Below are 15,550 nucleotides of genomic sequence, written 5' to 3'. Positions count from 1 at the left end.
ATGGCAAAAGGCAAGTTTGAACGGACCAAGCCGCACGTGAACGTGGGCACGATCGGTCACGTCGACCACGGCAAGACGACGCTGACGGCAGCGATCGCGACCGTGCTGTCCAAGAAGTTCGGCGGCGAGGCCAAGGCCTACGACCAGATCGACGCAGCGCCCGAAGAAAAGGCCCGCGGCATCACGATCAACACCGCCCACGTCGAGTACGAGACGGCCAACCGCCACTACGCGCACGTTGACTGCCCCGGCCACGCCGACTACGTCAAGAACATGATCACCGGTGCCGCCCAGATGGACGGCGCCATCCTGGTGTGCTCGGCCGCTGACGGCCCGATGCCCCAGACCCGCGAGCACATCCTGCTGGCCCGTCAGGTCGGCGTGAAGTTCATCATCGTCTTCCTGAACAAGTGCGACATGGTCGACGACGCCGAGCTGCTCGAGCTGGTCGAAATGGAAGTGCGCGAGCTTCTGTCCAAGTACGACTTCCCCGGCGACGACACCCCCATCATCAAGGGTTCGGCCAAGCTGGCGCTGGAAGGCGACACGGGCGACCTGGGCGAGCAAGCCATCATGCGCCTGGCTGACGCGCTGGACACCTACATCCCCCAGCCGGACCGTGCCATCGACGGCGCCTTCCTGCTGCCGGTTGAAGACGTCTTCTCGATCTCCGGCCGCGGCACTGTCGTGACCGGTCGCGTCGAGCGCGGCATCATCAAGGTCGGCGAAGAAATCGAAATCGTCGGCATCCGCGAAGTCCAGAAGACCACGGTCACGGGCGTCGAAATGTTCCGCAAGCTGCTGGACCAAGGTCAAGCGGGCGATAACGTCGGCATCCTGCTGCGCGGCACCAAGCGTGAAGACGTCGAGCGCGGCCAGGTCCTGGCCAAGCCCGGCACCATCAAGCCCCACACCCACTTCACCGCTGAGATCTACGTTCTGAGCAAGGAAGAGGGCGGCCGCCACACGCCGTTCTTCAACAACTACCGCCCCCAGTTCTACTTCCGCACGACGGACGTGACCGGTGCCGTGGAGCTGCCCAAGGACAAGGAAATGGTCATGCCCGGCGACAACGTCGGCATCACCGTGAAGCTGATCGCTCCGATCGCGATGGAAACGGGCTTGCGCTTCGCCATCCGTGAGGGCGGCCGCACCGTCGGCTCCGGCGTCGTCGCCACGATCATTGCGTAANTTGGGCATTGCCGAGATGTGCGGCAATGCGGTGCTCGTCGGCATGGTGGAACGTCGGCATCACCGTGAAGCTGATCGCTCCGATCGCGATGGAAACGGGCTTGCGCTTCGCCATCCGTGAGGGCGGCCGCACCGTCGGCTCCGGCGTCGTCGCCACGATCATTGCGTAATCACTGCGTGACGTGCGCCAGAGGCCCTGCTTCTGGTGCTCACCACCTGCTCTTTAAGGAACCGTCATGCAAAAGCAAAAGATCCGCATCCGCCTGAAGGCGTTTGATTACAAGCTGATCGACCAGTCGGCCCTCGAAATCGTCGAGACCGCCAAGCGCACCGGCGCCATCGTCAAGGGCCCCGTGCCCCTGCCGACGCGTATGGAGCGTTTCGACATCCTGCGTTCGCCCCACGTCAACAAGACGAGCCGCGACCAGTTCGAGATCCGTACCCATCAGCGCCTGATGGACATCGTCGATCCGACCGACAAGACGGTCGACGCGCTGATGAAGCTCGACCTGCCCGCCGGCGTCGACGTCGAAATCAAGCTGCAGTAATTCCGGGCCTTCGGGCTTGCGATCCGAGGCCCCGGCCCTGTTTCGACAGGCCGGGGCCTTGTTTCTTGCGCTGTCCGGCGCCCTGACGCTTGCATCGGGACAATCCCGCAGGCTATACTCGCCAGCTTTTCCGGGTTTGCCTATGGCTGCTCGGATATTCGCGCAACGTTACTGGGTCCGCTCGGTGGCGTTGCAAGGTCAGCCCGGCCAATCGATGTCGGGTGTTCGCAATAGCTTCCGAGGCCAAAGCGCAAGTTTGGGCCGACGGGGCTGGAGAAAAAACATGAGTCTGAGCAACCGTCTCGGTTTGCTGGGCCGCAAGGTGGGCATGATGCGCATCTTCACGGACGATGGCGATGCCATCCCTGTGACGGTGCTGGATGTGTCCAACAACCGTGTGACCCAGGTCAAGACCCAAGAGACCGACGGCTACAGCGCCATCCAGGTGGCGTTCGGTACGCGCAAAGCATCGCGCGTCACCAAGCCCGAAGCCGGCCACCTCGCCAAGGCAGGTGTCGAAGCCGGTGAAATCCTCAAGGAATTCCGCGTCGAAGCCGACGTCGCTGCCCAGTACCAAGCTGGCGCGACCGTTCCGGTGACGTTGTTCGCCGCCGGCCAGCTGGTCGACGTGCAGGGCACGTCCATCGGCAAGGGCTTTGCGGGCACCATCAAGCGCCACAACTTCAGCTCGCAGCGCGCGTCGCACGGTAACAGCCGTTCGCACAACGTGCCGGGCTCGATCTCGATGGCGCAAGACCCGGGCCGTGTGTTCCCGGGTAAGAAGATGACCGGCCACATGGGCGACGAAACCTGCACCACGCAGAACCTGGACATCGTGCGCGTTGACGAAGCCCGTCAACTGCTGCTGGTCCGCGGCGCGGTCCCGGGCTCCAAGAACGGCCACATCGTCGTTCGCCCGGCCGTCAAGGTCAAAGTCAAGAAGGGAGCCAACTGATGCAGCTCGAGCTCCTGAACGAGCAGGGTCAGGCCACCGCCAAGGTGGAAGCGCCTGACACCATCTTCGCTCGCGACTACAACGAAGCCCTGGTGCACCAGGTGGTCGTGGCCTTCCAGGCCAACGCCCGCCAAGGCACCCGTGCCCAGAAGGACCGTGAACAGGTCCATCACTCGACCAAGAAGCCTTTCCGCCAGAAGGGCACCGGCCGCGCTCGCGCCGGTATGACCTCGTCGCCGCTGTGGCGCGGGGGCGGTCGCATCTTCCCGAACATGCCTGACGAGAATTTCTCGCACAAGCTGAACAAGAAGATGTACCGCGCCGGCATGGCTGCGATCCTTTCGCAGTTGGCCCGTGAAGGCCGCCTGGCCGTGGTGGATTCGATCTCGGTCGAAGCCCCCAAGACCAAGCTGCTGGCCGCCAAGTTCAAGGCCATGGGCCTGGACTCGGTGCTGGTCATCTCCGACGTCGTGGATGACAACCTGCTGCTGGCTTCGCGCAACCTGGCCAATGTGCTGGTCGTCGAGCCGCGCTACGCCGACCCCCTGTCGCTGGTCTTCTACAAGAAGGTGCTGGTGACCAAGGCTGCGGTCGAGCAACTCAAGGAGATGCTGGCATGAGCGCCCCCAAGTATTCCGAAGGCCGTCTGGCCTCCGTGCTGCTCGCGCCCATCGTGTCCGAGAAGGCCACGCAAGTTGCCGAGAAGCACAACCAGGTCCTGTTCAAGGTCCTGCGCGACGCCACCAAGCCCGAAATCAAGGCCGCTGTTGAACTGATGTTCAAGGTCGAGGTCGAGTCGGTCAACGTCGTCCAGGTCAAGGGCAAGACGAAGCGCTTTGGTGGCCGTGCCGGCCGCCGTGACCACGTCAAGAAGGCCTATGTGGCCCTCAAGGCCGGTCAAGAGCTCAATTTCTCCGGGGAGGCCGCGTAAATGGCCATCGTCAAAGTCAAACCTACCTCGCCCGGCCGCCGTGGCGTCGTCAAGGTGGTGCACAAGCACCTGCACAAGGGCGCGCCCCATGCAGCTTTGCTTGAGCCGCAAATCCAGAACTCCGGCCGCAACAACAACGGTCACATCACGATTCGCCACAAAGGCGGTGGTCACAAGCACCACTACCGCGTGGTCGACTTCAAGCGCAACAAGGACGGCATTCCGGCCAAGGTCGAGACCATCGAGTACGACCCGAACCGCACCGCCCACATTGCGCTGGTGGTGTACGCCGACGGCGAACGCCGCTACGTGATCGCCCCGCGCGGTCTCGAAGTGGGTTCGACCATCCTGAGCGGCGCGGAAGCCCCGATCAAGGCTGGCAACACGCTGCCGATCCGCAACATCCCGGTGGGCTCGACGATCCATTGCATCGAGCTGCAGCCTGGCAAGGGTGCCCAGATGATCCGTTCGGCCGGCACCTCCGCCGTCCTGATGGCTCGTGAAGGTGTCTACGCCCAGATCCGTCTGCGCTCCGGCGAAGTTCGCCGCGTGCACGTCGACTGCCGCGCCACCATCGGTGAAGTGAGCAACGAAGAGCACAGCCTGCGTCAGTACGGCAAGGCCGGCGCGATCCGCTGGAAGGGTATCCGTCCGACCGTTCGCGGTGTGGCGATGAACCCGGTGGATCACCCGCACGGTGGTGGCGAAGGCCGCACCGGCGAGGGCCAGGTCCCTGTGTCGCCGTGGAACACCCTGACAAAGGGCTACCGCACTCGCAACAACAAGCGCACGCAGACGTTCATCGTCTCGCGTCGCAAGAAGTAAGGGCTAGGCCATGACTCGTTCGCTGAAGAAGGGCCCCTTCGTTGACCACCATTTGATGGCCAAGGTCGACAAGGCAGTTGCCATCAAAGACAAGAAGCCCATCAAGACCTGGTCGCGCCGCTCGACGATCCTGCCCGAATTCATCGGTCTGACGATCGCCGTGCACAACGGCAAGCAACACGTGCCGGTTTATGTGTCTGACCAGATGGTCGGCCACAAGCTGGGTGAATTCGCACTGACCCGCACCTTCAAAGGCCATCCGGCCGACAAGAAGGCCGGGAAGAAGTAAGGATGCCAACGATGGAAACCAAAGCAATCGTTCGTGGCGTTCGCCTCTCCTGTGACAAGGGTCGCCTCGTGGCTGACCTGATCCGCGGCAAGAAGGTGGACCAAGCGCTGAACATCCTGGAATTCACCCAGAAGAAGGCGGCCCTGATCATCAAGAAGGCGCTGGAAAGCGCCATCGCCAACGCCGAGCACAACGACGGCGCTGACATTGATGAACTCAAGGTCACCTCGATCTACGTCGAGCAAGGTGCCACGCTGAAGCGCTTCTCGGCTCGCGCCAAGGGCCGCGGCAACCGCATCAGCAAGCCCACTTGCCACATCTTTGTGGCTGTCGGCAACTAAGGCGCAAGAAGACTATGGGACAAAAAATCCATCCGGTTGGCTTCCGCCTTCCTGTCACCCGTAACTGGGCTTCGCGCTGGTATGCGAACAACCAGAACTTCGCCACGATGCTGGCCGAAGACCTGCGTGTTCGCGAGTACCTGAAGGCCAAGCTCAAGAATGCTGCCGTTTCGCGCATCCTGATCGAGCGCCCCGCTAAGAACGCGCGCATCACGATCTTCTCGGCTCGTCCGGGTGTCGTGATCGGCAAGAAGGGTGAGGACATCGAGGCGCTGAAGGCTGAACTGACCAAGCGTCTGGGCGTGCCCGTCGCCGTCAACATCGAAGAAGTGCGCAAGCCTGAAGTCGATGCTCAGCTGATCGCCGACTCGATCACCCAGCAGCTCGAAAAGCGCATCATGTTCCGCCGCGCCATGAAGCGCGCGATGCAGAACGCGATGCGTCTGGGTGCCCAGGGCATCAAGATCATGAGCGCAGGTCGTCTGAACGGCATCGAAATCGCTCGTACCGAGTGGTATCGCGAAGGTCGTGTGCCCCTGCACACCCTGAAGGCCGACATCGACTACGGTTTCTCCGAAGCTAAGACCACCTACGGCGTCATCGGCGTCAAGGTCTGGGTCTACCGCGGTGACCGTCTTGCCAACGGCGAGGCTCCGGTCATCAACACCCCCGCAGGCGCCGAAGACGATCGTCGCCCGCGCCGTAACGCCCGTCCGGGCGCTCCTGGTGGCCGTGGCCGTCCAGGTGGCGACCGTGGCCCGCGTGACGGAGCAGATCAGCCCGCTGCCGCCGCCCCCACGGGTGACGCAGCCAAGCCCGCTGCCAAGCGCGTGGTCCGCAAGGTCCCCGCAGCTGGCGGTGAGGCCAAAGGAGAATAAACATGCTGCAACCCGCTCGTCGTAAATACCGCAAGGAGCAGAAGGGCCGCAACACTGGTGTCGCGACTCGAGGCGCCGCGGTGTCTTTCGGTGATTTCGGCCTCAAGGCCACCGAGCGCGGCCGCCTGACGGCCCGCCAGATCGAAGCGGCTCGCCGCGCGATCTCGCGCCACATCAAGCGCGGCGGCCGGATCTTCATCCGCGTGTTCCCGGACAAGCCCATCTCGCAAAAGCCCGCCGAAGTTCGGATGGGTAACGGCAAGGGCAACCCCGAGTACTACGTGGCTGAAATCCAGCCTGGCAAGGTGATCTACGAGGTCAATGGTGTGCCCGAGCAACTTGCTCGCGAGGCATTCACGCTGGCTGCCGCCAAGCTGCCGCTGCGCTGCACCTTTGTGGCCCGCCAGGTCGGCGCCTGAGGAAGGACACCATGAAAGCAACTGAACTCCGCACCAAGGACGTCGCTGCCCTCGAGAAGGAAGTGACCGACCTGCTGAAGGCCCACTTCGGCCTGCGCATGCAAAAGGCCACCCAGCAGCTGACCAACCACAGCCAGCTGGGCAAGACCCGCCGCGACATCGCGCGTGCCAAGACCGTCCTGGCACAAAAGAAGAAGGAGGCCACGAAATGACTGAGGCCCAAGTCCAAGTGAAGAACACGCGCACCCTGGTGGGCCGCGTGGTCAGCGACAAGCGCGCCAAGACGGTCACCGTCCTGGTCGAGCGTCGCGCCAAGCACGAGCTCTACGGCAAGATCGTGGCCCGTTCCCGCAAGTACCACGCCCACGACGAAAAGGGCGAGTACAAGATGGGTGACGTCGTCGAGATCAGCGAAGGCCGTCCGATCTCCAAGACCAAGAGCTGGGTCGTGACCCGCCTGGTCGAGAAGGCCGAGATCGTCTAAAGACACCGGTCGCATGACCGCTGCACAACCGGCACGCTGGGTAACTGGCGCGCCGGTTTTTTTTGGCTTTTGCGCGTGAACCCATGACGCGCAAGGACTTGTCGGTTGCGACGAGTCCGGCGTTTGGAAGCAACGCGCAAAAGCCTGATCATTTTCAGAACACTCAATCAGGAGCGACACCATGATCAAGGTTGGCGACAAGCTGCCCGCAGGCAGTCTGCAGGAATTCATCGAAGTGGAAGGCGAGGGCTGCTCGCTCGGCCCCAACAGCTTCGATATCGAGAAGGCCACGGCTGGCAAGACCATCGCGATCTTTGCCTTGCCCGGCGCCTTCACGCCGACCTGCTCAGCCAAGCATGTGCCTGGCTACGTCGAATCCGCCGAGGCGCTGAAGGCGGCCGGCGTCGACGAGATCTGGTGCGTGTCGGTCAACGACGCCTTCGTCATGGGCGCGTGGGGTCGCGACCAGAAGACCGGCGGCAAGGTGCGCATGATGGCCGACGGCAGCGCCCAGTTCGCCCAGGCCACCGGCCTGACGCTGGACCTGATCGCCAAGGGCATGGGTGTGCGCTCGCAGCGCTATTCGATGCTGGTCAAGAACGGGGTCGTCAAGACGCTGAACGTCGAAGGCCCCGGCAAGTTCGAGGTCAGCGACGCCGCCACGATGCTGGCTCAAGTCAAGGCAGCCTGAGCAACTTGATGTAGAACGGGTCAGCAACCGCCGGCCCTGCAAAAACTTCTGCGGCAGGCATTGACGCCCCAAGGGTTCTCACTGCATAATGCGCAGCTTCGCCGAACGCCAGTGCTCCTGCTACGCAAGAGCCCACGCTGGCTTCGGATCCGCCCTCAACCGTTGGGCAGCAAGTGGCGCAATGCCTCAAGCTGTTTGACTTACGGGCCCAAGACTGACCGACGCGCAGCATTCGCATGAATGCGGCAACTCGGGGCAAGTTGGGGACAGACATGATCCAAATGCAATCGCGGCTTGATGTCGCGGACAACACTGGCGCCAAGTCCGTTCAGTGCATCAAGGTGCTGGGCGGCTCCAAGCGCCGCTATGCGCACATTGGCGACATCATCAAGGTCAGCATCAAAGAAGCTGCCCCGCGTGGTCGCGTGAAGAAGGGCGAGGTCTACAGCGCCGTGGTGGTTCGTACCGCCAAGGGTGTGCGCCGCCAGGACGGCTCGCTCGTCAAGTTCGACGGCAATGCCGCCGTGCTGCTCAATGCCAAGCTGGAGCCCATCGGCACCCGCATCTTCGGCCCGGTGACGCGTGAGCTGCGTACCGAGCGCTTCATGAAGATCGTGTCGCTGGCGCCCGAGGTGCTTTGAGCCCCCACTGTCTGAGGTAAGCCATGAACAAGATTCGTACCGGCGACCAGGTCATTGTGCTGACCGGCCGCGACAAGGGTAAGCGCGGCACTGTGTCCGCCCGCACTGACGACGCCCATGTGGTCGTTGACGGCATCAATGTCGTCAAGAAGCACGTCAAGCCCAACCCCATGAAGGGCACCACCGGTGGCGTCGTCGACAAGACCATGCCTATCCATCAATCCAACGTGGCGATCTTCAACGCCGCCTCCGGCAAGGCCGATCGTGTGGGCGTCAAGCTCATCGACGGCAAGCGGGTGCGCGTGTTCAAGTCGACCGGCGAAGAGATCAAGGCTTAAGAGGTCCCTCATGGCTCGTCTTCAAACGCATTACCGCGAAAAAATCGTGCCCGGCCTGGTCGAGAAGTTCGGCTACAAGTCGGTCATGGAGGTGCCCCGCATCACCAAGATCACGCTCAACATGGGTGTGAGCGAGGCCGTCGCCGACAAGAAGGTCATGGACCACGCCGTGGGCGACCTGACCAAGATCGCCGGCCAGAAGCCCGTCGTCACGAAGTCGAAGAAGGCCATCGCCGGCTTCAAGATCCGTGACGCAGTGCCCATCGGTGCGATGGTGACCCTGCGCGGCGTCCAGATGTATGAATTCCTGGACCGCTTCGTGACGATCGCGCTGCCCCGCGTCCGTGACTTCCGGGGTATCTCCGGTCGCTCGTTCGACGGCCGTGGCAACTACAACATCGGCGTCAAAGAACAGATCATCTTCCCCGAAATCGAATACGACAAGGTGGATGCTCTGCGTGGTCTGAACATCAGCATCACGACGACTGCCAAGACGGACGACGAAGCCAAGGCTCTCCTGGCTGCGTTCAAGTTCCCGTTCAAGAACTGAGGTGATCTGTGGCTAAAACTTCCATCAAGCAACGTGAACTGAAGCGCGAAGCACTCGTCGCCAAGTTCGCGAAGAAGTACGCAGACCTGAAGGCCATCATCGACGACAGCAAGAAGTCGGATGAAGAGCGCTACGCCGCTCGCCTCGAGCTGCAGAAGCTGCCCCGTAACGCCTACCCGACTCGCCTGCGCAACCGCTGCGAGCTGACCGGTCGTCCGCGTGGCACCTTCCGCAAGTTCGGCCTGGCCCGTAACAAGATTCGTGAACTGGCCTTCAAGGGCGACATCCCCGGTGTCGTCAAGGCCAGCTGGTAATCGGCCGATAGGAGTATTCGCAAATGAGCATGAGTGATCCCATCGCCGATATGCTGACCCGCATTCGTAACGCGCAGATCGTCGAAAAGACGAGCGTTGCCATGCCGTCGTCCAAGCTGAAGGTGGCGATTGCCAAAGTCCTGAAGGACGAAGGCTATATCGATGACTTCGCCGTCCGCGGCGAAGCTGCCCGTCCCGAGCTGGAAATCGCGCTGAAGTACTACGCTGGCCGTCCGGTCATCGAGCGTATCGAGCGCGTCAGCCGCCCCGGCCTGCGCATCTACAAGGGCCGCCACGACATTCCTCAGGTCATGAATGGCCTGGGCGTGGCGATCGTCACGACTCCGCAAGGCGTCATGACGGACCGCAAGGCTCGCGCTGCCGGTATCGGCGGCGAAGTCCTCTGCTACGTCGCCTAAGCGAAGGAGTAGAAACAATGTCCCGCGTTGGAAAAATGCCGGTCAACCTCCCGCAAGGCGTGGATGTGACCGTCGGTGCTGATTCGATCAGCGTCAAGGGCTCGCTGGGCACGCTGGTGCGTCAGTCGAACAAGCTCGTCACCGTCAAGAACGAAGCCGGCAAGCTGAGCTTCGCTCCCGCCAACGAGTCGGCCGAAGCCGATGCGATGAGCGGCACCATGCGCGCCCTGGTGGCCAACATGGTCAGCGGCGTCAGCAAGGGTTTCGAGCGCAAGCTGAACCTGGTGGGCGTGGGCTTTCGCGCCCAGGCCCAGGGTCAGAAGCTCAACCTGCAGATCGGCTTCTCTCACCCCGTGGTGAAGGACATGCCGGCTGGTATCAAGGTCGAGTGCCCGACCCAGACGGAAATCGTCATCAAGGGCGCTGACCGTCAGGTCGTCGGCCAGATCGCCGCCGAGGTGCGCGCCTTCCGTCCGCCTGAGCCCTACAAGGGCAAGGGCATCCGTTATTCGGATGAGAAGGTCTCCCTCAAAGAGACCAAGAAGAAGTAAGGAGCAGCGCCATGATGACCAAGAAAGAACAACGCCTGCGTCGTTCGCGCCAGACCCGCGCTCGCATTGCGATCCAGCGCGTGGCCCGTCTGACGGTGTTCCGCTCCAACCTGCATATCTACGCCCAAGTCGTCTCGGAAGACGGCGCCAAGGTGTTGGCTGCAGCCTCCACTGCCGAGAAGTCGGTCCGCGAACAGCTGAGCAGCAACGGCGGCAACGTCGCCGCTGCCACGCTGGTGGGCAAGCTGATCGCCGAGAAGGCCAAGGCCGCTGGCGTCGAGAAGGTTGCCTTCGACCGCTCCGGTTTTGCCTACCACGGCCGTGTCAAGGCCCTGGCCGAAGCAGCCCGCGAAGCCGGCCTGCAGTTCTGACGCATCAAGGAATAAGAAATGGCAAAGTTTCAACCCCGCGGCGCTCAGGCTGAAGGCAACGACGACGGCCTGAAGGAAAAGATGATCGCGGTCAACCGCGTGACCAAGGTTGTGAAGGGTGGCCGTACGCTGTCCTTCGCCGCTCTGACCGTGGTCGGTGATGGCGATGGCCGCATCGGCATGGGCAAGGGCAAGGCCAAGGAAGTGCCGGTCGCCGTGCAGAAGGCCATGGAGTCGGCTCGCCGCAACATGGTCAAGGTCAGCCTGAAGAACGGCACCATCCACCACAACGTGGTGGGCGAGCACGGTGCTGCACACGTCATCATGGCCCCGGCTCCTGCCGGTACCGGTGTTATCGCCGGCGGCCCGATGCGCGCCGTTTTCGAAGTGATGGGCGTGACCGACATCGTGACCAAGAGCCACGGTTCGACCAACCCTTACAACATGGTCCGCGCCACGCTGGACGCTCTGAAGCGTTCAACCACGCCGGCCACTGTCGCAGCCAAGCGCGGCAAGACTGTTGAAGAAATCTTCAACTGATCGCCCAAGCGGAGCACAAGATGTCTGACAAGAAAACCGTGACGGTCAAGCTGGTGCGTAGCCCCATCGGCTGCCGCGCCTCGCACCGTGCCACCGTGGTCGGCCTGGGTCTGCGTCGGCTGAACAGCCAGAGCACCCTGGAAGACACGCCCGCAGTGCGCGGCATGATCAACAAGATCGCTTATCTGGTGCAGGTGCTCTAAGCACCGCACACAAGAGGACAAGACGATGGAACTCAACACGATCAAGCCCGCAGAGGGCGCCAAGCATGCCAAGCGCCGTGTCGGCCGCGGCATCGGCTCGGGCCTGGGCAAGACTGCAGGTCGCGGCCACAAGGGCCAGAAGTCCCGCGCTGGTGGCTACCACAAAGTCGGCTTCGAAGGCGGCCAGATGCCGCTGCAGCGTCGCCTGCCCAAGCGTGGCTTCAAGTCGCTGACGCTGAAGTACAGCGTCGAGATCAACCTGTCGGACCTGCAAGGTCTGGCCGGCGAAGAGATCGACGTGTCGACGCTGAAGGCTGTCGGCCTGGTGCCGCAGCTGGCCAAGTCGGTCAAGGTCATCCTGTCTGGCGCCATCGAGCGCAAGGTCACGCTCAAGGGCGTGAACGTCACGAAGGGCGCCAAGGCGGCCATCGAGGCGGCTGGCGGCTCGGTCGCTTAATTTCCAGCGCACAAGGAACTGACTCAGCGTGGCTACCAACGCGAATCAGCTGGCCAAGAGCGGCAAGTTCGGCGACCTGCGTCGCCGGCTTGTGTTCCTGCTGCTGGCTCTGGTCGTCTACCGCATCGGGGCGCATATCCCCGTGCCCGGTATCGATCCGAACCAGCTGGCCCAATTCTTCAAGGGTCAGGCCGGTGGCATCCTGAGCCTGTTCAACATGTTCTCGGGCGGCGCGCTGTCGCGCTTCACCGTGTTCGCGTTGGGCATCACGCCTTACATCTCGGCGTCCATCGTTCTGCAGTTGATGACCTACGTCGTGCCGACGCTAGAGCAGCTGAAGAAGGAAGGTGAAGCCGGGCGCCGCAAGATTACCCAGTACACGCGTTATGCGACGCTGGGTCTGGCTCTGTTCCAGAGTCTGTCGATCGCGCTGGCGCTGGAAGGTTCTGCTGGCCTCGTGCTGAACCCTGGCTTCGGCTTCCGTCTGACGGCGGTGTCCAGCCTGGTGGCCGGCACGATGTTCCTGATGTGGCTGGGTGAGCAAATCACCGAGCGCGGCCTGGGCAATGGCATCTCGATCCTGATCTTCGGCGGTATCGCCGCGGGTCTGCCGGGTGCGATCGGTGGCCTGTTCGAGCTGGTGCGTACCGGCGCGATGGGTTACGGCTCGGCGCTGGTCGTGATCTCGCTGGTCGTGCTGGTGACCTTCGCCGTCGTGTTCGTCGAACGTGGCCAGCGCAAGATCCTCGTGAACTATGCCAAGCGCCAGGTCGGCAACAAGGTCTACGGCGGCCAGTCGTCGCACCTACCGCTGAAGCTGAACATGTCGGGCGTGATCCCGCCGATCTTCGCCTCGTCGATCATCCTGCTGCCGACAACGGTGGTGAGCTGGTTTGCAACCGGTGATGGCCTGCGCTGGCTGAAGGACCTGGCCGGCATGGTCAGCCCGGGTCAGCCGATCTATGTGCTGCTGTACTCGGCTGCCATCGTGTTCTTCTGCTTCTTCTACACGGCGCTGGTGTTCAACAGCCGTGAGACCGCAGACAACCTGAAGAAGAGCGGCGCGTTCATTCCGGGTATCCGCCCGGGTGAGCAGACCGCCAAGCACATCGACAAGATTCTTTCGCGGCTCACGCTGGCTGGTGCGATCTACATCACCCTGGTCTGTTTGCTGCCCGAATTCCTGACACTGAAGTACAACGTGCCGTTCTACTTCGGTGGCACCTCCCTGTTGATCATCGTCGTCGTGACGATGGACTTCTGGGCCCAGGTGCAGAGCTACATCATGAGTCAGCAGTACGAGTCACTGCTGAAGAAGGCCAGCTTCAAGCCCTGAGGGCGTAGAGCTGATCGTTAACCAAGATTGATTCCAACAACAATCCTGAACGTACGGCATGGCGAAAGACGACGTCATTCAAATGCAGGGCGAGATTCTTGAGAACCTCCCCAACGCCACGTTCAGAGTCAAGTTGGAGAACGGGCATGTCGTTCTCGGTCACATCTCCGGCAAGATGCGGATGCACTACATCCGTATCCTCCCCGGCGACAAAGTGACCGTAGAGCTGACGCCCTACGATTTGAGTCGTGCTCGCATCGTGTTCCGGGCGAAGTGAGCTGTTTGAACCCCCGGACGCGTGTGAGCGCAAAAGAAGTTAGGCCAAGGAGCAGACCATGAAAGTTTCGGCATCCGTGAAGCAGATGTGCCGCAATTGCAAGATCATCCGCCGCAAGGGCGTGGTGCGTGTGATCTGCACCGACCCGCGCCACAAGCAGCGCCAGGGCTGAGCCCCAGCTCGCACGACAGGACTAGAGGACAACCATGGCACGTATTGCTGGTATCAACATTCCGCCGCAAAAGCACACTGAGATCGGTCTGACCTCGATCTACGGCATTGGCCGTACGACCGCCCAGCAGATCTGCACGAACTGCGGCATTCCGTTCGAAAAGAAGGTCAAGGACCTGACCGACGGGGATCTCGAAAAGATCCGCGACGAAGTCAACAAGCTGACCATCGAAGGTGACCTGCGCCGTGAGCAGTCCATCAACATCAAGCGTCTGATGGACCTCGGCTGCTACCGCGGTTTCCGTCACCGCCGGGGCCTGCCGATGCGCGGTCAACGCACCCGTACGAATGCCCGCACCCGCAAGGGTCCGCGCAAGTCGGCTGCGACCGGCAAGAAGTAAGCTGCCCGAACTGAAAGAAGCTCATCATGGCAAAAGCACCCAACAATTCGGCTGCCCAGCGGGTTCGCAAGAAGGTCCGCAAGAACGTTGCAGACGGCATCGCGCACGTCCACGCCTCGTTCAACAACACCATCATCACCATCACCGACCGTCAAGGCGGCGCCCTGTCCTGGGCTTCGTCGGGTGGCCAAGGCTTCAAGGGCTCGCGCAAGTCGACGCCTTTCGCAGCCCAGGTGGCGGCTGAAGTGGCGGGTCGTGCGGCTCAGGAACAAGGCATCAAGAACCTCGACGTCAAGATCAAGGGCCCTGGCCCGGGTCGCGAGTCCTCGGTGCGTGCCCTGGCTGCTCTTGGCATCCGCATCAACTCGATCTCTGACGTGACGCCGGTGCCGCACAACGGCTGCCGTCCGCAGAAGCGTCGCCGTATCTAAGCCCATTCACCCCCAGGTGACAGGGATATTGCAGATTCGGATGGCGGTGCGATAATCGCGCGTTTTCCCGGAGCCGGCGGGCACTTTGTGCCGCGCCGGCTTCAGTCTTGAGTCGATCCCATTCGGCGACGACTCACAAGCCCACCGTCCAAGCCCACAAAAACACCGGCTGGACTCGCGTCAGGCAACTCGGTTTTCGAGACCCGGCGTCAGATTGAACAAGGACACGCAAAGTGGCACGTTACCTCGGCCCCAAGGGCAAACTTTCCCGCCGTGAAGGCACCGACCTCTACCTGAAGAGCGCCCGCCGCGCCATCAGCGACAAGGTCAAGTTCGACAGCAAGCCCGGCCAGCATGGCCGCACCTCCGGCCAGCGCACCTCCGACTTCGGTCTGCAGCTGCGCGAGAAGCAGAAGGTCAAGCGCATGTACGGAGTGCTGGAGCGCCAGTTCCGCCGCTACTTCGCCGAAGCCGAGCGCCGCAAGGGCTCGACCGGCGTGAACCTGCTGCAACTGCTGGAGTCGCGCCTGGACAACGTCGTCTACCGCATGGGCTTCGGCTCCACCCGCGCAGAAGCCCGCCAGCTGGTTTCGCACAAGGGTGTCACGGTGAACGGCGAAGTCGTCAACATCGCTTCCTACCTGGTCAAGGCTGGTGACACCGTCGCCGTGCGCGACAAGGCCAAGAAGCAGCTGCGCGTCACCGAGTCGTTCAAGCTTGCCGACTCCATCGGCCTGCCGGCCTGGGTCAGCGTCGACGGCACCAAGCTCGAAGGCGTGTTCAAGAAGGCTCCGGACCGCGATGAGTTCGGCGCCGAGATCAACGAATCGCTGATCGTCGAGTTGTACTCGCGTTAATGATTTCCCCCGCCGACCACGCCTGCTTTGGGCGCGGTCGGCGTTTCCTCGTCCGGGTTTCCGCCTCATCGGGGCCCTTCGAAGGCTCAACCCGGCTGGTCCTCAGCCTTATCGGTGTAACGAACCGAGGGTATTGAAAGA

Annotated in this window: 30 protein-coding genes; all 30 read left to right on the top strand. The window is 62.4% G+C overall.

Features of this window, described 5'->3' with window-relative positions:
• The 30 genes from tuf (at nt 1) to rpsD (ending at nt 15,409) form a co-directional block, all read left to right on the top strand.
• Nucleotides 1-1,191: an elongation factor Tu gene (gene tuf / locus ASC95_RS08050; RefSeq protein ID WP_057297243.1), complete on the top strand. Its 1,191-nt coding sequence runs from the start codon at nt 1-3 to the stop codon at nt 1,189-1,191.
• A gap of 26 nt (nt 1,192-1,217) precedes the next feature.
• On the top strand, nt 1,218-1,361 hold the full coding sequence (locus ASC95_RS32225; RefSeq protein ID WP_082567608.1) for a hypothetical protein: 144 nt from the start codon (nt 1,218-1,220) through the stop codon (nt 1,359-1,361).
• 66 nt (nt 1,362-1,427) lie between these two features.
• Nucleotides 1,428-1,739, top strand: a complete 312-nt coding sequence (gene rpsJ, locus ASC95_RS08045) for a 30S ribosomal protein S10 (RefSeq protein WP_056194266.1) — start codon at nt 1,428-1,430, stop codon at nt 1,737-1,739.
• 283 nt (nt 1,740-2,022) lie between these two features.
• Nucleotides 2,023-2,694, top strand: coding sequence for a 50S ribosomal protein L3 (gene rplC, locus ASC95_RS08040; protein ID WP_056194263.1), 672 nt, complete (start codon nt 2,023-2,025; stop codon nt 2,692-2,694).
• Nucleotides 2,694-3,314 (top strand): 50S ribosomal protein L4, encoded by a 621-nt coding sequence (rplD, locus tag ASC95_RS08035; RefSeq protein WP_056264761.1) that lies wholly within the window; start codon nt 2,694-2,696, stop codon nt 3,312-3,314. Before rplC ends, rplD begins: the two co-directional genes overlap by 1 nt.
• Nucleotides 3,311-3,625 (top strand): 50S ribosomal protein L23, encoded by a 315-nt coding sequence (gene rplW, locus ASC95_RS08030; protein ID WP_056194256.1) that lies wholly within the window; start codon nt 3,311-3,313, stop codon nt 3,623-3,625. The genes rplD and rplW overlap by 4 nt, the downstream gene beginning before the upstream one ends.
• Nucleotides 3,626-4,450, top strand: a complete 825-nt coding sequence (gene rplB / locus ASC95_RS08025) for a 50S ribosomal protein L2 (RefSeq protein ID WP_056194253.1) — start codon at nt 3,626-3,628, stop codon at nt 4,448-4,450.
• Between the two features lie 10 nt (nt 4,451-4,460).
• Entirely contained in the window at nt 4,461-4,739 is a 279-nt protein-coding gene (gene rpsS, locus ASC95_RS08020; protein WP_056194250.1) for a 30S ribosomal protein S19, read from the top strand.
• An 11-nt stretch (nt 4,740-4,750) separates the two neighbouring features.
• Entirely contained in the window at nt 4,751-5,080 is a 330-nt protein-coding gene (gene rplV, locus ASC95_RS08015) for a 50S ribosomal protein L22 (protein WP_057297242.1), read from the top strand.
• 14 nt (nt 5,081-5,094) lie between these two features.
• Nucleotides 5,095-5,958 carry a 30S ribosomal protein S3 gene (gene rpsC / locus ASC95_RS08010; RefSeq protein WP_057297241.1) on the top strand — a complete coding sequence of 288 codons (864 nt, stop codon included), beginning with the start codon at nt 5,095-5,097 and terminating at the stop codon, nt 5,956-5,958.
• 2 nt (nt 5,959-5,960) lie between these two features.
• On the top strand, nt 5,961-6,377 hold the full coding sequence (gene rplP, locus ASC95_RS08005) for a 50S ribosomal protein L16 (protein WP_057297240.1): 417 nt from the start codon (nt 5,961-5,963) through the stop codon (nt 6,375-6,377).
• A gap of 11 nt (nt 6,378-6,388) precedes the next feature.
• The gene (gene rpmC / locus ASC95_RS08000; RefSeq protein WP_056194241.1) at nt 6,389-6,589 is read left to right on the top strand and encodes a 50S ribosomal protein L29; all 201 of its coding nucleotides are present in this window, start codon (nt 6,389-6,391) and stop codon (nt 6,587-6,589) included.
• A complete protein-coding gene (gene rpsQ / locus ASC95_RS07995) occupies nt 6,586-6,861 on the top strand; it encodes a 30S ribosomal protein S17 (protein WP_057297239.1) in 276 nt (91 codons plus the stop codon). Before rpmC ends, rpsQ begins: the two co-directional genes overlap by 4 nt.
• A gap of 181 nt (nt 6,862-7,042) precedes the next feature.
• Complete coding sequence (locus ASC95_RS07990) at nt 7,043-7,552, top strand: peroxiredoxin (RefSeq protein WP_057297238.1); 510 nt, start codon at nt 7,043-7,045, stop codon at nt 7,550-7,552.
• Nucleotides 7,553-7,824: 272 nt separating this feature from the next.
• Nucleotides 7,825-8,193: a 50S ribosomal protein L14 gene (rplN, locus tag ASC95_RS07985; RefSeq protein ID WP_056194233.1), complete on the top strand. Its 369-nt coding sequence runs from the start codon at nt 7,825-7,827 to the stop codon at nt 8,191-8,193.
• A gap of 23 nt (nt 8,194-8,216) precedes the next feature.
• A complete protein-coding gene (gene rplX, locus ASC95_RS07980; protein ID WP_057297237.1) occupies nt 8,217-8,531 on the top strand; it encodes a 50S ribosomal protein L24 in 315 nt (104 codons plus the stop codon).
• Nucleotides 8,532-8,541: 10 nt separating this feature from the next.
• On the top strand, nt 8,542-9,081 hold the full coding sequence (gene rplE, locus ASC95_RS07975; RefSeq protein ID WP_056194227.1) for a 50S ribosomal protein L5: 540 nt from the start codon (nt 8,542-8,544) through the stop codon (nt 9,079-9,081).
• An 8-nt stretch (nt 9,082-9,089) separates the two neighbouring features.
• On the top strand, nt 9,090-9,395 hold the full coding sequence (gene rpsN, locus ASC95_RS07970; protein ID WP_057297236.1) for a 30S ribosomal protein S14: 306 nt from the start codon (nt 9,090-9,092) through the stop codon (nt 9,393-9,395).
• Nucleotides 9,396-9,418: 23 nt separating this feature from the next.
• A complete protein-coding gene (gene rpsH, locus ASC95_RS07965) occupies nt 9,419-9,814 on the top strand; it encodes a 30S ribosomal protein S8 (protein ID WP_056194221.1) in 396 nt (131 codons plus the stop codon).
• Nucleotides 9,815-9,831: 17 nt separating this feature from the next.
• Nucleotides 9,832-10,365 (top strand): 50S ribosomal protein L6, encoded by a 534-nt coding sequence (gene rplF, locus ASC95_RS07960; protein WP_057297235.1) that lies wholly within the window; start codon nt 9,832-9,834, stop codon nt 10,363-10,365.
• An 11-nt stretch (nt 10,366-10,376) separates the two neighbouring features.
• Nucleotides 10,377-10,736 (top strand): 50S ribosomal protein L18, encoded by a 360-nt coding sequence (rplR, locus tag ASC95_RS07955; RefSeq protein WP_056194215.1) that lies wholly within the window; start codon nt 10,377-10,379, stop codon nt 10,734-10,736.
• Nucleotides 10,737-10,754: 18 nt separating this feature from the next.
• Entirely contained in the window at nt 10,755-11,276 is a 522-nt protein-coding gene (gene rpsE / locus ASC95_RS07950) for a 30S ribosomal protein S5 (RefSeq protein WP_057297234.1), read from the top strand.
• A 20-nt stretch (nt 11,277-11,296) separates the two neighbouring features.
• Nucleotides 11,297-11,479 carry a 50S ribosomal protein L30 gene (gene rpmD / locus ASC95_RS07945; protein WP_056194210.1) on the top strand — a complete coding sequence of 61 codons (183 nt, stop codon included), beginning with the start codon at nt 11,297-11,299 and terminating at the stop codon, nt 11,477-11,479.
• Between the two features lie 25 nt (nt 11,480-11,504).
• Nucleotides 11,505-11,936, top strand: coding sequence for a 50S ribosomal protein L15 (rplO, locus tag ASC95_RS07940; protein ID WP_057297233.1), 432 nt, complete (start codon nt 11,505-11,507; stop codon nt 11,934-11,936).
• Between the two features lie 28 nt (nt 11,937-11,964).
• Nucleotides 11,965-13,272: a preprotein translocase subunit SecY gene (gene secY, locus ASC95_RS07935; RefSeq protein WP_057297232.1), complete on the top strand. Its 1,308-nt coding sequence runs from the start codon at nt 11,965-11,967 to the stop codon at nt 13,270-13,272.
• Between the two features lie 58 nt (nt 13,273-13,330).
• Entirely contained in the window at nt 13,331-13,549 is a 219-nt protein-coding gene (gene infA, locus ASC95_RS07930; RefSeq protein WP_009855680.1) for a translation initiation factor IF-1, read from the top strand.
• 58 nt (nt 13,550-13,607) lie between these two features.
• Nucleotides 13,608-13,721, top strand: coding sequence for a 50S ribosomal protein L36 (gene rpmJ, locus ASC95_RS07925; protein ID WP_056194202.1), 114 nt, complete (start codon nt 13,608-13,610; stop codon nt 13,719-13,721).
• Nucleotides 13,722-13,755: 34 nt separating this feature from the next.
• Nucleotides 13,756-14,121, top strand: a complete 366-nt coding sequence (gene rpsM, locus ASC95_RS07920) for a 30S ribosomal protein S13 (protein ID WP_057297231.1) — start codon at nt 13,756-13,758, stop codon at nt 14,119-14,121.
• A gap of 26 nt (nt 14,122-14,147) precedes the next feature.
• Nucleotides 14,148-14,552 (top strand): 30S ribosomal protein S11, encoded by a 405-nt coding sequence (gene rpsK, locus ASC95_RS07915; RefSeq protein ID WP_056194196.1) that lies wholly within the window; start codon nt 14,148-14,150, stop codon nt 14,550-14,552.
• A gap of 233 nt (nt 14,553-14,785) precedes the next feature.
• On the top strand, nt 14,786-15,409 hold the full coding sequence (rpsD, locus tag ASC95_RS07910) for a 30S ribosomal protein S4 (protein ID WP_056194191.1): 624 nt from the start codon (nt 14,786-14,788) through the stop codon (nt 15,407-15,409).
• Nucleotides 15,410-15,550 lie beyond the last annotated feature (141 nt).

Origin of the sequence: Pelomonas sp. Root1217, from assembly GCF_001425705.1 — a bacterium.
GTDB lineage: Bacteria > Pseudomonadota > Gammaproteobacteria > Burkholderiales > Burkholderiaceae_C > Pelomonas.
This window is presented reverse-complemented; position numbering and strand designations above follow the sequence as displayed.

What these genes read in the sequence shown, in the direction of transcription:
- tuf (WP_057297243.1), top strand. Translation starts at nt 1, where the DNA reads ATGGCAAAAGGCAAGTTTGAACGGACCAAGCCGCACGTGAACGTGGGC.
- ASC95_RS32225 (WP_082567608.1), top strand. Translation starts at nt 1,218, where the DNA reads ATGCGGTGCTCGTCGGCATGGTGGAACGTCGGCATCACCGTGAAGCTG.
- rpsJ (WP_056194266.1), top strand. Translation starts at nt 1,428, where the DNA reads ATGCAAAAGCAAAAGATCCGCATCCGCCTGAAGGCGTTTGATTACAAG.
- rplC (WP_056194263.1), top strand. Translation starts at nt 2,023, where the DNA reads ATGAGTCTGAGCAACCGTCTCGGTTTGCTGGGCCGCAAGGTGGGCATG.
- rplD (WP_056264761.1), top strand. Translation starts at nt 2,694, where the DNA reads ATGCAGCTCGAGCTCCTGAACGAGCAGGGTCAGGCCACCGCCAAGGTG.
- rplW (WP_056194256.1), top strand. Translation starts at nt 3,311, where the DNA reads ATGAGCGCCCCCAAGTATTCCGAAGGCCGTCTGGCCTCCGTGCTGCTC.
- rplB (WP_056194253.1), top strand. Translation starts at nt 3,626, where the DNA reads ATGGCCATCGTCAAAGTCAAACCTACCTCGCCCGGCCGCCGTGGCGTC.
- rpsS (WP_056194250.1), top strand. Translation starts at nt 4,461, where the DNA reads ATGACTCGTTCGCTGAAGAAGGGCCCCTTCGTTGACCACCATTTGATG.
- rplV (WP_057297242.1), top strand. Translation starts at nt 4,751, where the DNA reads ATGGAAACCAAAGCAATCGTTCGTGGCGTTCGCCTCTCCTGTGACAAG.
- rpsC (WP_057297241.1), top strand. Translation starts at nt 5,095, where the DNA reads ATGGGACAAAAAATCCATCCGGTTGGCTTCCGCCTTCCTGTCACCCGT.
- rplP (WP_057297240.1), top strand. Translation starts at nt 5,961, where the DNA reads ATGCTGCAACCCGCTCGTCGTAAATACCGCAAGGAGCAGAAGGGCCGC.
- rpmC (WP_056194241.1), top strand. Translation starts at nt 6,389, where the DNA reads ATGAAAGCAACTGAACTCCGCACCAAGGACGTCGCTGCCCTCGAGAAG.
- rpsQ (WP_057297239.1), top strand. Translation starts at nt 6,586, where the DNA reads ATGACTGAGGCCCAAGTCCAAGTGAAGAACACGCGCACCCTGGTGGGC.
- ASC95_RS07990 (WP_057297238.1), top strand. Translation starts at nt 7,043, where the DNA reads ATGATCAAGGTTGGCGACAAGCTGCCCGCAGGCAGTCTGCAGGAATTC.
- rplN (WP_056194233.1), top strand. Translation starts at nt 7,825, where the DNA reads ATGATCCAAATGCAATCGCGGCTTGATGTCGCGGACAACACTGGCGCC.
- rplX (WP_057297237.1), top strand. Translation starts at nt 8,217, where the DNA reads ATGAACAAGATTCGTACCGGCGACCAGGTCATTGTGCTGACCGGCCGC.
- rplE (WP_056194227.1), top strand. Translation starts at nt 8,542, where the DNA reads ATGGCTCGTCTTCAAACGCATTACCGCGAAAAAATCGTGCCCGGCCTG.
- rpsH (WP_056194221.1), top strand. Translation starts at nt 9,419, where the DNA reads ATGAGCATGAGTGATCCCATCGCCGATATGCTGACCCGCATTCGTAAC.
- rplF (WP_057297235.1), top strand. Translation starts at nt 9,832, where the DNA reads ATGTCCCGCGTTGGAAAAATGCCGGTCAACCTCCCGCAAGGCGTGGAT.
- rplR (WP_056194215.1), top strand. Translation starts at nt 10,377, where the DNA reads ATGATGACCAAGAAAGAACAACGCCTGCGTCGTTCGCGCCAGACCCGC.
- rpsE (WP_057297234.1), top strand. Translation starts at nt 10,755, where the DNA reads ATGGCAAAGTTTCAACCCCGCGGCGCTCAGGCTGAAGGCAACGACGAC.
- rpmD (WP_056194210.1), top strand. Translation starts at nt 11,297, where the DNA reads ATGTCTGACAAGAAAACCGTGACGGTCAAGCTGGTGCGTAGCCCCATC.
- rplO (WP_057297233.1), top strand. Translation starts at nt 11,505, where the DNA reads ATGGAACTCAACACGATCAAGCCCGCAGAGGGCGCCAAGCATGCCAAG.
- infA (WP_009855680.1), top strand. Translation starts at nt 13,331, where the DNA reads ATGGCGAAAGACGACGTCATTCAAATGCAGGGCGAGATTCTTGAGAAC.
- rpmJ (WP_056194202.1), top strand. Translation starts at nt 13,608, where the DNA reads ATGAAAGTTTCGGCATCCGTGAAGCAGATGTGCCGCAATTGCAAGATC.
- rpsM (WP_057297231.1), top strand. Translation starts at nt 13,756, where the DNA reads ATGGCACGTATTGCTGGTATCAACATTCCGCCGCAAAAGCACACTGAG.
- rpsK (WP_056194196.1), top strand. Translation starts at nt 14,148, where the DNA reads ATGGCAAAAGCACCCAACAATTCGGCTGCCCAGCGGGTTCGCAAGAAG.